This is a genomic window from Streptomyces sp. CRN 30 (assembly GCF_034105845.1).
Map to the genome: position 1 here is coordinate 14,798 of NZ_JAVRHI010000437.1, position 13,067 is coordinate 27,864.

The following is a 13,067-nucleotide window of genomic DNA, read 5'->3' on the forward strand; positions in this document are numbered from 1 at the left end:
GCCATGACAGACCAGGCAGAACAGGCCTCGGCCGACCGGTCGGCGCCTGAGGAGATCCCGGGCCGGCCCACCTCGGCCGCCCGCATCACCCTGAGCCACATCATGACCCACAACGACACCAATCTGCTGGGCACGGTGCACGGTGGCGTGATCATGAAGCTGGTGGACGACGCGGCGGGCGCGGTCGCCGGACGCCACTCCGGCGGGCCCGCCGTCACGGCGTCCATGGACGAGATGGCCTTCCTCGAACCCGTCCGGGTCGGTGACCTCGTCCATGTGAAGGCCCAGGTCAACTGGACCGGGCGGACCTCCATGGAGGTCGGGGTGCGGGTGCTGGCCGAGCGCTGGAACGAGTCGGCGCCGCCCACCCAGGTCGGCTCGGCGTACCTGGTCTTCGCCGCGGTCGACGCCGACGGCAAGCCCCGTCCCGTACCGCCGGTGCTCCCGGAGACCGAGCGGGACCGGCGCCGCCACCAGGAGGCCCAGATCCGCCGCACGCACCGGCTGGCCCGGCGCCGCGCGATCATGGAGCTGCGGGAGCGGCGGGCGGCGGACGGGATCACCGACTAGAACGCAGGGGATCACCGGCCGGAACGCCGCGCCGGGGGCTGTCGGACGACGTGGCTCCCGATGGGATCGATCGTGTGAGGCCCGGCGGAGAGAGCACCGCGCGCCCGCGCGCAAGGCGCCGTCGGCGCAACGTAACCGTGCGGGTCCGCCGCCTCCCCGCAGCCCGGAGCCGTCACTACGGTGACGCGATGAAGAGAAGCAGAGGCAGTGTTCTCGTCGTCGGCGGCGGAATCGGCGGGCTGTCCACCGCCGTCGCGCTGCGCCAGGCGGAGTACGACGTCACCGTGGTCGAGATCCGGGCGGACCTTCACTCGTCCGTCGCCGGGGTGGGCATCATCCAGCCGGTGAACGCGCTGCGCGCGCTGGACGCGATCGGCTGCGCCGAGGCGTGTCTGGCGGCCGGGTACGCCACGACCGCCTGGGGCCGGATGCTCGACGTCGAGGGCAACCCGCTGCGCGAGATGCCGGGCGCCCGCATCCCCGGCTCCGGCCTGCCCTGCATGAACGGCCTCTCCCGCCCCCGGCTCCACCACGTCCTCACCGACCGGGCGCGGGAGACCGGGGCGGTCCTGGAGTACGGGAAGACCTTCCACTCGCTGGCCGACGGCCCGGACGGCGTGGCGGTGGCCCTGACCGACGGCACGACCCGGACGTACGACCATGTCGTGGGCGCGGACGGCGTCCGCTCCCGGACCCGCCCCTACGTCCTGGCCGAGGAGCTGAAGCCCGTCTACCTCGGCCAGTCCGCCTTCCGTCTCGACATCCCGCGGGAGCCGGAGATCGACCGGATCGTCCTCCAGCACGGCCCGGACGGCCTGGTCGGCTACGTGCCGATCGGCCCCGACACGGCGTACCTGTTCCTCAACGTCACCTGGGAGGAGGGCCGCCGGCTCGAGCAGGACAAGGCGGCGGCCGAACTGCGCGAGCGCCTCGCCCCGTTCGGCGGGCTGACCGCCCGGGTCCGCGACACACACGTCACCGACGACCGCGCCCGGGACATCGTCTTCCGCCCGGAGGAGTGGCTGATCGCCCCGGCCCCCTGGCACCGGGGCCGGATCGTCCTCGTCGGCGACGCGGTGCACGCGGTGACCCCGCACCTGGGACAGGGCGCGGCCCAGGCGATCGAGGACGGTGTGGTCCTCGCCGAGTGCCTGGCCGCGCACGACGCGTACGAGGACGCGTTCCGGGCGTACGCCGACCGCCGCCACGACCGCTGCGCCCTCGTCGTGGAGTCGTCGGTGGCGATCGGCGCGTACGAGATGGACCCCTCCGCCCACCCCGGCTTCGACCACGCGGGGCTGACGCAACGGGTCCTGGAGGAGATGGTGCGGCCCCTGTGAGGCGGCCCCCGTGAGACGGCCGCGGGCCGTTACGGGAGGTTGCGGGCCATGACGATGCGCTGGACCTGGTTGGTGCCCTCGTAGATCTGGGTGATCTTCGCGTCGCGCATCATCCGTTCCACCGGGTAGTCCCGGGTGTAGCCGTAGCCGCCGAGGAGCTGGACGGCGTCCGTGGTGACCTCCATGGCGACGTCCGAGGCGAAGCACTTGGCGGCGGCGCCCTGGAAGGTGAGATCGCTGTCACCGCGCTCCGACTTGGCGGCGGCGGCGTAGGTCAGCTGCCGGGCGGCCTCGATCTTCATCGCCATGTCGGCGAGCATGAACTGGATGCCCTGGAAGTCGGCGATCGGCTTGCCGAACTGCTTGCGCTCCTGGACGTAGCCCTTGGCGTAGTCCAGCGCGCCCTGGGCGATGCCGAGCGCCTGGGCCGCGATGGTGATGCGGGTGTGGTCCAGGGTCTTCATGGCGGTCGCGAAGCCCGTGCCCTCCTCACCGATCATGCGGTCGGCCGGGACGCGCACGTTGTCGAGGTACACCTCGCGGGTCGGGGAGCCCTTGATTCCGAGCTTCTTCTCGGGGGCGCCGAAGGAGACGCCCTCGTCGGACTTCTCCACGACGAAGGCCGAGATGCCCTTGGAGCGCTTGGCGGGGTCGGTGACCGCCATCACCGTGTAGAACTCGGACTCGCCGGCGTTGGTGATCCAGCGCTTGACGCCGTTGAGGACCCAGGAGTCGCCGTCGCGGACGGCCTTGGTCTTCATGCCGGCCGCGTCGGAGCCCGCGTCCGGCTCGGAGAGGCAGTACGAGAACATGGCGTCGCCCTTGGCCAGCGGCGTCATGTACTTCTTCTTCAGCTCCTCGGAGCCGGAGAGGATCACGGGGAGCGAGCCGAGCTTGTTCACGGCCGGGATCAGGGAGGAGGACGCGCAGACGCGGGCCACCTCCTCGATCACGATGACGGTGGCGAGGGCGTCGGCGCCCGCGCCGCCGTAGGACTCGGGGACGTGCACGGCGTGCAGGTCGTTCGCGGTCAGGGCGTCCAGGGCCTCGCGCGGGAAGCGGGCCTCCTCGTCCACCGCGGCGGCGTACGGCGCGATCTTCGCCTCGGCCAGCGAACGGACGGCGTCACGGAGCATGTCGTGCTCCTCGGACGGGCGGTACAGGTCGAAGTCAGCCGATCCGGCCAAGGTCTCTCACGCTCCTGAACGATGCGGGACGGTGCTAGCTACCGTTAAGTAACAAAGATTTTAGAGCCGCGTCACGGGTGTGGGTAGGTGAGGTTGGCGACAGCGGGAGAACTGCCCGTCGGGGCCGCTCCCCATGTCCCCGGTTATGCTCGCTCCCGCACGCCCGCCGTACATCCCAGGAGCACCCATGGCCCTCAAGATCACCGTGATCGGCACCGGCTATCTCGGCGCGACCCACGCGGCGGCCATGGCGGAACTCGGCTTCGAGGTGCTGGGTCTCGACGTGGTCCCGGAGAAGATCGACAAACTCCGGCGCGGCGAGGTCCCGATGTACGAGCCGGGCCTTGAGGAACTGCTCCGCAAGCACGTCGCGGGCATCGAGGGGTCCAGCGGCCGGCTGCGCTTCACGACCGACTTCGAGGAGGTCGCGGCCTTCGGCGACGTGCACTTCCTCTGCGTGAACACGCCGCAGAAGCACGGCGAGTACGCCTGCGACATGAGCTACGTCGAGTCCGCGCTGGCCTCGCTCGCGCCGCACCTGCGCTCCGCGGCGCTGGTCGTCGGCAAGTCGACGGTGCCGGTGGGCTCCGCCGACCGGCTCGCCGCCTACCTCGCCGAGCACGCGCCCGCCGGGGGCGACGCCGAGCTGGCCTGGAACCCGGAGTTCCTGCGCGAGGGCTTCGCCGTCCAGGACACCCTGCACCCGGACCGGGTCGTGGTCGGCGTGCGCAGCGAACGGGCGGAGAAGCTGCTGCGGGAGGTTTACTCGACACCCGTCGCTGAAGGCTCGCCGTTCGTCGTGACCGACTTCCCGACCGCCGAACTGGTGAAGACCTCCGCCAACTCCTTCCTCGCCACGAAGATCTCCTTCATCAACGCGATGGCCGAGGTGTGCGAGGCCGCCGACGGCGACGTCGCCAAGCTGGCGGAGGCGATCGGGTACGACGACCGGATCGGGAAGAAGTTCCTGCGGGCCGGGATCGGGTTCGGCGGCGGCTGTCTGCCGAAGGACATCCGGGCGTTCATGGCGCGCGCCGGTGAGCTGGGCGCGGACCAGGCGCTGACCTTCCTGCGCGAGATCGACTCCATCAACATGCGCCAGCGCGGCCGGATGGTCGAGCTGACCCGGGAGGCGCTGGGCGGCGGCCCGTTCCTCGGCAAGCGGGTCGCGGTCCTCGGCGCCACCTTCAAGCCCGACTCCGACGACGTCCGGGACTCGCCCGCGCTGAACGTCGCCGGGCAGATCCACCTCCAGGGCGCCCAGGTGACGGTCTACGACCCCAAGGGCATGGACAACGCCCGCCGCCTCTTCCCGACCCTCGGGTACGCCGACACGGCGACGGACGCGGTGCGCGGCGCGGACGTGGTGCTGCACCTGACGGAGTGGCGCGAGTTCCGCGAGCTGGACGCCGAGGCGCTGGGCGAGGTCGCGGGCGCGCGGGTGATCCTCGACGGCCGCAACGCGCTGGACCCCGAGGCGTGGCGCCGGGCCGGCTGGACGTACCGGGCGATGGGGCGGCCCACCGCCTAGCCCGCGCCGGACGCGGGTGCGGGGCGGCCCGCCGCCCGGCCCGCCCGAGGTGTGCGGGTGCCGGTCCGGCCGGGGCTCAGTCGGCCGGACCGGCACCCCGCCGCATTGTGCCGCACGGGACCCGGCGGAGCCCGGATTCACCGGGCCCGCGCCGGGCACCCGTCGCTCCGGCGTGTCCGCCGAGACCACGAGGACCTGGAGGTCGCACCCATGGCGCCCGAGACACCCGTCGCACGTCTGCGGTCCGTCGTCGTCGACTGTCCCGACCCCGCGGGGCTGGCCCGCTTCTACGCGGCGGTCGCCGGCGGCACGCCCGAGCGGGAGGACGACCCCGGCTGGGTGGTGCTCCGCCTGCCCGACGGGCCCCGGCTGGCCTTCCAGCGGGCCCCGGAGCTCACCGCCCCTCAGTGGCCGCGCTCCGACCGCGACGCCCAGCAGTTCCACCTCGACTTCGACGGCGGGTCGACGTGGGAGGAGATGGACGCCTCGCACGAGAAGGTGCTGGCGCTGGGGGCCCGGGTGCTCGACGCGGCGGACCGGGAGAAGAAGGACTTCGTGGTGTACGCCGACCCTGCCGGGCACCCGTTCTGCCTGTGCCGGATCGACCACTAGAGCCTCACCGGCCCGCCGCGCAGAGCCGTCCAGATCCGCCGCGCTCAGCCGTCCAGGTCCGCGATCGTCGCCGTCGACGGCTCGCGGCGGGCCTGGAACGCGCGGGCGGTGAACGCCGCCCCCCGTAGCACCCGCTGCACGTTGCCCCAGGTCAGCAACGCGACATCGGCCTCGTCCCAGCCCCGCCGCAGCAGCTCCGCGACGAGCCGGGGATAGCAGGAGGCGTCGCCCAGCTCCTGCGGATGGGCGGTGCCGGTGTCGTAGGTGCCGGACAGGCCGACGCCCTGCGGTCCGGCGACGTCACGGACGTGGTCGAGGTGGTCGGCGACGTCGCGTACGGTCGGCCCGGTCTGCTCGGCGGTCAGCGGGACCATGCACACGCCCCCGGCCGCGCCGAGCCCGGCGAGCAGGTCGTCGGGGAGGTTGGCGGGGTGCGGGCGCAGCGCGCGGGCGGCGGAACGGGTGCACAGCGCGGGCGCCTTGGAGACGGCGAAGGTCCGCCGGACGGTCTCCGGGGAGGCGCCGGAGAGGTCCGCGATGACGCCGAGCCGGTTCATCTCGCGGACGGCCTCCTCGCCGAACCGGGTCAGTCCGGCCTCGCTCGCCCAGGACACGCCGGTCAGCGTGAGCACGCGCAGGCCGAGGAGGTACAGCGAGCGCAGGATGCCGAGGGAGTCGCCGACCGCGGCGGCGGCGGCCGGGCCGGGCAGCACGGCGACGCGGCCGCAGTTGCGGGCGTCGATGGCCTCGCCGGCGTCGAGGGCCAGGCGCAGGCCCTCGGGGTGGTCGCGGACGACCGTCTTGACCAGGTCGAGCTGTTCCATGGTGGCGCCGACGGCACGGTCCCCGGTGAGGGCGTCGGGGAGGTGCAGGGAGGCGAAGAGCGCGCCGACGCGTCCCTCGCGGAGCCGGGGAATGTCGGTGTCGACGGAGAACTCCCCGATCTCCAGGTCGTACCAGGGCAGGTGCTTGAGCGCCCACAGCAGACCGCTGTACCCGTCGGCGACGGGGTGCGCGGCGAGCACGGCACGGGCCCGCTCCAGCGGCGCGTCGTCCGGGTCGGAGACGGGGGTGTAGGGCTCGGGCGGGAGCACCTCGGCGGTGAAGGCCGCGGGCAGGTCGTCGAGCTCGCCGGCCTCGGTGCTCTGGTGCAGGTCGTCCTGGAGGTCTGCCATGGCGGGCTCCGTACGGTCGTCGTGCGATACCGACACCGTCGCACGGCACCCGGAAGGCTTCCTGGTGGACGGCGCGTTAGGGGGTACCGGCCCCGGCGCCCCGGGCGGCCTCGATGACCTCGTCGAGCGTGTCCCGGGATCGGACGAGGTCGGCGATCATCCGGTCGATCCGTTCGCGCTCGGCGCCGAGGTCGCCCACCAGCTTCGGTGTGGCGACGGCCGACGGTCCGCCGTCGGTGTCCCGCATGCAGGGCAGCAGCTGCCGGATCTTGTCGCTGCACAGCCCGGCCGCGAAGAGTTCCTGGATGCGGACGACCCGGTCGACGGCGGCCTCCGGGTACTCGCGGTGCCCGCCGGGCGTACGCTCCGCGGCCAGCATCCCCTGCTTCTCGTAGTAGCGCAGCGAGCGCTCGCTGACGCCGGTCCGCCGGGCCAGTTCACCGATCCGCATCCGCTCTCCCCCAGGCTCCTCGTACGGGTTCGGGACTTGATTCTGACATCAGTGTGAGGTTCTAGCGTACGGTCATGACGCAGACACCGGAACTCTTCGAGCCCGCCTCCCTCGGCCCCCTCTCCCTTCCCAACCGGCTGCTGATGGCGCCGCTGACCCGCAACCGCGCGGAGGCCGACGGCACCCCGACCGAGCTGATGGCGACGTACTACGCCCAGCGCGCCTCCGCCGGGCTGATCATCGCGGAGGCGGCCACGCCCAACGCGGTCGGGCAGACGTACCCGGACATCACCGCGATCCACACCGCGCGGCACGTGGCCGGCTGGCGGCGGGTCACCGACGCGGTGCGCGCGGCCGGGGGCGGCGGGATGTTCCTCCAGCTCCAGCACGGCGGCCGGGTCGGCCACCCCGCGACCAGCGGGCTGACGCCGGTCGCGCCCTCCCCCGTACCGCTCCCCGAGACGATCTTCACCCCGGAAGGGCACCGCCCGGCCGTCGTGCCCGAGGAGCTGACCGCCGAGGGCATCCGCGCGACCGTCGCCGACTTCGCGCGAGCCGCGCGGAACGCGCTGGACGCCGGGTTCGAGGGGGTGGAGGTGCACTCCGCCAACGGCCACCTGCTGCACCAGTTCCTGGCGGCGAACACCAACCGCCGCACCGACGGCTACGGCGGCGGTGCCGCCGCGCGGATCCGGTTCACCGCCGAGGTGACCGAGGCCGTGGCCGCCGAGATCGGGCCGGAGCGGACGGGGCTGCGGATCTCCCCCGGCAACACCGTCAACGGCATCGCGGAGGGCGCGACCGAGGAGATCTACCCGGCGCTCGTGGCGCGGCTCGGCGGGCTGGGCCTCGCCTACCTGCACGTGGGGTACGCCGACCCGGACGCCCCGGTGTTCACCTCGATCCGGACCGGCTGGCCGGGGACGCTCGTCGCCAACCCCGTCCTGCAGGAGGTCACCACGGAGGACGTGCACCGGGCCTCCGCGCGGCTGCTGGCGGCCGGCGCCGACCTGATCGCCCTCGGCCGGCCGTTCCTCGCCAACCCGGACCTGGTGGCCCGGCTGCGGCTCGGCGCGCCGCTCAACCCGGTCCGCGACCGGTACTTCATGTACGTGGGCGGGGCGGCCGGCTACACCGACTACCCCGCCCTCGACGCTGCGACCGGCGGCGCCGCTCAGCCGTCCAGCGCGTCGAGCGTGGCGTTGGACGGCCCGCGGGTGGCCTGAAGGCCGCGTGCCACGTCCTCGGCGTCGCTGAGCACCCGGACCGCGTTCTTCCAGGTCACCTTGGACAGGTCGGCCTTGGACCAGCCGCGGCCGAGCAGCTCGGCGACGAGGTTCGGGTAGCCGGAGACGTCGTCGAGCCCTTCGGGGACGAAGGGTGTGCCGTCGTAGTCGCCGCCGATGCCGAGGTGGTCGACGCCGGCGACCTCCCGCATGTGGTCGAGGTGGTCGGCGACGGTCGCGGCCGTGGCGACCGGACGGGGTCGGCGCTCCTCGAAGGCGGCGTGCGTCTTCATCGCCTCGGGGCCGCTGTCCAGGGGGTGGAAGCCGTGCGCCCGCATGTTCTCGTCGGCCTCGGCCGTCCAGTCCACGGCCGCCTGGAGCACGAACTTCGGCACGAACGTCACCATGGCCACGCCGCCGTTGCCGGGCAGGCGCTCCAGGACGTCGTCCGGGATGTTGCGCGGGTGGTCGCAGACGGCCCGGGAGGAGGAGTGGGAGAAGATCACCGGGGCGGTGGAGGTGTCCAGCGCGTCCCGCATGGTGGTCGCCGCGACGTGCGAGAGGTCGACGAGCATCCCCTCGCGGTTCATCTCGCGCACGACCTCGCGGCCGAACGCGGAGAGCCCGCCGACGCCCGGCTCGTCGGTCGCCGAGTCCGCCCACGCCACGTTGTCGTTGTGGGTGAGGGTCATGTACCGCACGCCGAGCGCGTACAGCGCGCGGAGCGTGGCGAGCGAGTTGTCGATGGAGTGCCCGCCCTCGGCGCCCATCAGGGAGGCGATCCGGCCCTCCGCCCGCGCCGCCTCCATGTCGGCGGCGGTCAGCGCGGCGCGCAGGTCCCCCGGGTGCCGGGCGACGATCTGCCGTACGCAGTCGATCTGCTCCATCGTGGCGGTGACGGCGCCGGGCAGGTCGGACCGGACGTACACCGACCAGTACTGCGCGCCGACCCCGCCGGCCCGGAGCCGGGGGATGTCGGTGTGCAGGTGGGCGGTCTGGTCGCCGGCGATGTCGCGGGCGTCGAGGTCGTAGCGGACCTGCTCGCGCAGCGCCCAGGGCAGGTCGTTGTGGCCGTCGACGACGGGGAACTCGCGCAGCAGCTCCCGGGCCTGGTCCAGTGATGCCTGTGTGGCCGATGAGGTCATGTGCGACTACTTCCCGAAACCGAAGGACGCCGACCCCTCGACCTTGGTCCGCAGCCGCTTGCCCTTCTCGGTGGCCTGGTCGTTCAGCTCCTGCTGGAAGTCGCGCATCCGGGCGAGCAGCTCCTCGTCGTGGGCGGCGAGGATGCGGGCGGCGAGCAGCCCGGCGTTGCGGGCGCCGCCCACCGAGACGGTCGCGACGGGCACGCCGGCGGGCATCTGCACGATCGACAGCAGCGAGTCCATGCCGTCGAGGTACTTCAGCGGGACGGGGACGCCGATGACGGGCAGCGGGGTGACGGAGGCGAGCATGCCGGGCAGGTGCGCGGCGCCGCCGGCCCCGGCGATGACCGCCTTCAGCCCGCGTCCGGCCGCCTCCTCGCCGTAGGCGATCATCTCGCGCGGCATGCGGTGCGCGGAGACGACGTCGACCTCGTAGGGGATCTCGAACTCGTCGAGGGCCTTGGCCGCGGCCTCCATGACGGGCCAGTCGGAGTCCGACCCCATGACGATGCCGACGACGGGGCCGGTGGCGGGGGTGGCGGCGGGGCTCATTCGGTGATCGTGCCTCTCAGGTAGCCGGCTGCGTGGCGGGCGCGCTCCAGCACGTCGTCCAGGTCGTCGCCGTAGGTGTTGACGTGGCCCACCTTGCGGCCGGGCTTCACGTCCTTGCCGTACATGTGGATCTTGAGCTGCGGGTCGCGGGCCATGCAGTGCAGGTACGCGGAGTACATGTCCGGGAAGTCGCCGCCGAGGACGTTGACCATGACGGTCCACTCGGCGCGCGGGCGCGGGTCGCCGAGCGGGAGGTCGAGGACGGCGCGGACGTGGTTGGCGAACTGCGAGGTGATCGCGCCGTCCATCGACCAGTGGCCGGAGTTGTGCGGGCGCATCGCCAGCTCGTTGACGAGGACGCGGCCGTCGCGGGTCTGGAACAGCTCGACGGCGAGGTGGCCGACGACGCCGAGTTCCTTGGCGATGGACAGGGCCATCTCCCCGGCCTTCAGCGCGAGGTCCTCCGCCAGGTCGGGCGCGGGCGCGATCACCGTGTCGCAGACGCCGTTCACCTGCCGGGACTCGACGACCGGGTAGGCGACGGCCTGGCCGTGCGGGGACCGTACGACGTTGGCGGCCAGCTCGCGGACGAAGTCGACCTTCTCCTCGGCGAGCACCGCCACGCCGGCGCGGAACGGCTCGGCGGCCTCCTCGACGGAGTCGACCACCCACACGCCCTTGCCGTCGTAGCCGCCGCGCACGGTCTTCAGGACGACCGGAAACCCGTCGCCCTCCGCAGCGAAGGCCGCCACGTCGGCCGGATCGGCCACGATGCGGTGGCGTGGACACGGCACACCGATCTCCACGAGCTTCGCCCGCATCACGCCCTTGTCCTGGGCGTGCACCAGCGCGTCGGGGCCGGGGCGCACGGGGATGCCGTCCGCCTCCAGGGCCCTGAGGTGCTCGGTGGGCACGTGCTCGTGATCGAAGGTGATCACGTCACAGCCACGGGCGAACTCACGGAGCGTGTCCAGGTCGCGATAGTCGCCGACGACGACTTCGTTCACCACCTGGGCCGCGGAGTCCTGAGGAGTGTCACTGAGAAGCTTGAACCTGATGCCCAACGGGATGCCCGCTTCGTGCGTCATACGCGCGAGCTGGCCCCCGCCGACCATGCCGACTACCGGGAACGTCACGCCCCTAGCGTATCGGCACGCCGGAGACACCCCTGTTCCCGGCCGATTCACAGGCGTTCCCGCGCTCGTCCGCAGGAAGATCCCGCGTGCGGGTGGTTAGCATGGCTTTCGTTGACGCCGACCGGCGACTCGCCAACCGACGACTGGGGGCCTGCACGACCATGGGACGTGGTTCCTCGGCGCCTGTCGCGCCCCCGGCTCCCCGCGGCACGGTGCGGGAGCGGTTCGACCGGCTCGTCCGTGAGGTCGTGAAGTTCGGCGCGGTGGGCGGCGCCGGTGTCCTGGTCAACCTGCTCGTCTTCAACCTCGTGCGGCACACCACCGACCTCCAGGTGGTGCGGGCCAGCATCATCGCCACGGTCGTCTCGATCGTCTTCAACTACGTCGGCTTCCGGTACTTCACCTACCGGGACCGCGACAAGGGCGGCCGCACCAAGGAGATGACGCTGTTCCTGCTGTTCAGCGCGGTCGGCCTGGTGATCGAGAACGGCGTGCTCTACATGGCGACGTACGGCTTCGGCTGGGACAGCCCGCTGCAGAGCAACGTCTTCAAGTTCGTCGGCATCGGTGTCGCGACGCTGTTCCGCTTCTGGTCCTACCGCACCTGGGTCTTCCGCGCGCTGCCCGCGCGGGACGCCGTCGCCCGCGCGGAGGCGTTCCTCGACGGGCCGCAGGCGGAGGCGGGCGACACGGCGCGCGCCGCGGGTGCCACGGCCGTCTCGGCCGTCACGGACCGGCGTCCGGCGGGCGGGAGCCGGATCGGCGCGGGCCGCCGCCCGTAGCGGCGTCCCCACCCGGATCCGGGTTCCCGGATTCCCGATTCCCGGATTACCGGATTCCGGATTCCCGATTCCCGGATTCTTACCTGACCGTCCGGTCCGCCTCGGTTGAGTCCGTCTTCGGCGGCTGGGTGCGCGACAGGAACAGGCCGAACACCGGTGGCTTGGACTGGAGCAGTTCCAGGCGCCCGCCGTCCGCCTCGGCCAGGTCACGGGCGACGGCCAGCCCGATGCCGGTGGAGTTGCGGCCGCTGATCGCCCGCTCGAAGATCCGCGCGCCGAGATCGGCCGGAACACCCTGCCCCTCGTCGGTCACCTCCACCACCACCTGGTTGCCGGTGACGCGGATGCGCAGCGCGACGGTGCCGCCGCCGTGCATCAGGGAGTTCTCGATCAGCGCGGCCAGCACCTGGGCGACGGCGCCCGGGGTGCCGACGGCGGTCAGGTGCCGCTTGCCGGAGGAGACGATGGCCCGGCCCGCGCTGCGGTAGGCCGGCCGCCACTCGGCGATCTGCTGCTGGATGACGTCGTCCAGCTCGAAGGTGACGGCGGAGCCGCTGCGCGGGTCGCGGGCGTTGGTCAGCAGCCGCTCCACGACGTCGGTCAGCCGCTCCACCTGCGCCAGCGCGATCGTCGCCTCCTCCTTCACCGTCTCCGGCTCGTCGGTGAGGGTGATCTCCTCCAGCCGCATCGACAGCGCGGTCAGCGGGGTGCGCAGCTGGTGGGAGGCGTCGGCGGCGAGGCGCCGTTCGGCGGTGAGCATCCGGGCGATGCGCTCGGCGGAGGAGTCCAGCACGTCGGCGACCCGGTCCAGCTCCGGAACGCCGTACCGCTTGTGGCGGGGGCGGGGGTCGCCGGAGCCGAGGCGCTCGGCGGTCTCGGCGAGGTCGGTGAGCGGCGAGGCGAGCCGGTTGGCCTGGCGGACGGCGAGCAGCACCGCGGCGATCACCGCGAGCAGTGCGACCAGCCCGATGATCAGCAGGGTCCGGCCGACCTCCCGGGTCACCGAGGAGCGGGGCTCCTGGACGACGACCGTCTCGCCCTCCTCGCCGGTCGCCTCGCCGCGGATGACCTCGCCGGTGGGCTCGCCGCCCACCTCGATGGGGGGCTCGCCCGGGATGCGGATCACGGCGTAGCGGTCGCCCTCGACCTGCTGGCGCAGGACCGAGGCGTCGACGCTGCCGGTGCCGAGGAGCCGGCTGTCCACGATGCTGGCCAGCCGGGCCGCCTCCAGATCGACCCGCTCCTGGGCGGTCGAGCTGATCGTCTGGGCCTCGACGATGACGAGGGAGACGCCGAAGACGGCGATCACGACGAGCACCACGGCGAGCGTGGACTGGATCAGTCGACGGCGCATGGTCCG

Annotated in this window: 13 protein-coding genes; 6 read left to right on the forward strand and 7 right to left on the reverse strand. The window is 72.7% G+C overall.

Annotated features, from left to right (window positions below; genetic code table 11):
- The first annotated feature begins 3 nt into the window (after positions 1 to 3).
- Together UW392_RS47945 and UW392_RS47950 are read left to right on the forward strand one after the other, a co-directional pair.
- Positions 4 to 570 (forward strand): acyl-CoA thioesterase, encoded by a 567-nt coding sequence (locus UW392_RS47945; protein WP_320781668.1) that lies wholly within the window; start codon positions 4 to 6, stop codon positions 568 to 570.
- A 188-nt stretch (positions 571 to 758) separates the two neighbouring features.
- A complete protein-coding gene (locus UW392_RS47950) occupies positions 759 to 1,910 on the forward strand; it encodes an FAD-dependent monooxygenase (protein ID WP_320781669.1) in 1,152 nt (383 codons plus the stop codon).
- Between the two features lie 29 nt (positions 1,911 to 1,939).
- Here the strand turns inward: UW392_RS47950 and UW392_RS47955 are convergent, their stop codons facing one another.
- Complete coding sequence (locus UW392_RS47955; RefSeq protein WP_320781670.1) at positions 1,940 to 3,097, reverse strand: acyl-CoA dehydrogenase; 1,158 nt, start codon at positions 3,095 to 3,097, stop codon at positions 1,940 to 1,942.
- A gap of 187 nt (positions 3,098 to 3,284) precedes the next feature.
- On the opposite strand from UW392_RS47955, the gene UW392_RS47960 reads away from it, so the two are divergent.
- On the forward strand, positions 3,285 to 4,628 hold the full coding sequence (locus UW392_RS47960; protein ID WP_320781671.1) for a UDP-glucose/GDP-mannose dehydrogenase family protein: 1,344 nt from the start codon (positions 3,285 to 3,287) through the stop codon (positions 4,626 to 4,628).
- A 210-nt stretch (positions 4,629 to 4,838) separates the two neighbouring features.
- On the forward strand, positions 4,839 to 5,240 hold the full coding sequence (locus UW392_RS47965) for a VOC family protein (protein WP_320781672.1): 402 nt from the start codon (positions 4,839 to 4,841) through the stop codon (positions 5,238 to 5,240).
- 44 nt (positions 5,241 to 5,284) lie between these two features.
- Here UW392_RS47965 and UW392_RS47970 read toward each other — a convergent pair whose 3' ends face one another.
- Both UW392_RS47970 and UW392_RS47975 read right to left on the reverse strand, forming a co-directional pair.
- A complete protein-coding gene (locus tag UW392_RS47970) occupies positions 5,285 to 6,415 on the reverse strand; it encodes a dipeptidase (protein WP_320781673.1) in 1,131 nt (376 codons plus the stop codon).
- A 76-nt stretch (positions 6,416 to 6,491) separates the two neighbouring features.
- Positions 6,492 to 6,866: a MerR family transcriptional regulator gene (locus UW392_RS47975; RefSeq protein ID WP_320781674.1), complete on the reverse strand. Its 375-nt coding sequence runs from the start codon at positions 6,864 to 6,866 to the stop codon at positions 6,492 to 6,494.
- 74 nt (positions 6,867 to 6,940) lie between these two features.
- Between UW392_RS47975 and UW392_RS47980 the strand changes: the two genes are divergently transcribed.
- Positions 6,941 to 8,092 carry an alkene reductase gene (locus UW392_RS47980; RefSeq protein WP_320781675.1) on the forward strand — a complete coding sequence of 384 codons (1,152 nt, stop codon included), beginning with the start codon at positions 6,941 to 6,943 and terminating at the stop codon, positions 8,090 to 8,092.
- Here the strand turns inward: UW392_RS47980 and UW392_RS47985 are convergent.
- The 3 genes from UW392_RS47985 to UW392_RS47995 are packed head-to-tail and all read right to left on the reverse strand — an operon-like array spanning position 8,041 to position 10,925.
- The gene (locus tag UW392_RS47985; RefSeq protein WP_320781676.1) at positions 8,041 to 9,237 is read right to left on the reverse strand and encodes a dipeptidase; all 1,197 of its coding nucleotides are present in this window, start codon (positions 9,235 to 9,237) and stop codon (positions 8,041 to 8,043) included. The two genes, UW392_RS47980 and UW392_RS47985, sit on opposite strands and share 52 nt — an antisense overlap.
- Before the next feature lie 6 nt (positions 9,238 to 9,243).
- Positions 9,244 to 9,789, reverse strand: coding sequence for a 5-(carboxyamino)imidazole ribonucleotide mutase (gene purE / locus UW392_RS47990; protein ID WP_320781677.1), 546 nt, complete (start codon positions 9,787 to 9,789; stop codon positions 9,244 to 9,246).
- Positions 9,786 to 10,925, reverse strand: coding sequence for a 5-(carboxyamino)imidazole ribonucleotide synthase (locus tag UW392_RS47995; RefSeq protein WP_320781678.1), 1,140 nt, complete (start codon positions 10,923 to 10,925; stop codon positions 9,786 to 9,788). Before UW392_RS47995 ends, purE begins: the two co-directional genes overlap by 4 nt.
- Positions 10,926 to 11,086: 161 nt before the next feature.
- On the opposite strand from UW392_RS47995, the gene UW392_RS48000 reads away from it, so the two are divergent.
- The gene (locus UW392_RS48000) at positions 11,087 to 11,707 is read left to right on the forward strand and encodes a GtrA family protein (protein ID WP_320781709.1); all 621 of its coding nucleotides are present in this window, start codon (positions 11,087 to 11,089) and stop codon (positions 11,705 to 11,707) included.
- Between the two features lie 79 nt (positions 11,708 to 11,786).
- Here UW392_RS48000 and UW392_RS48005 read toward each other — a convergent pair whose 3' ends face one another.
- Positions 11,787 to 13,061 (reverse strand): ATP-binding protein, encoded by a 1,275-nt coding sequence (locus UW392_RS48005; RefSeq protein ID WP_320781679.1) that lies wholly within the window; start codon positions 13,059 to 13,061, stop codon positions 11,787 to 11,789.
- Between the last annotated feature and the right edge of the window lie 6 nt (positions 13,062 to 13,067).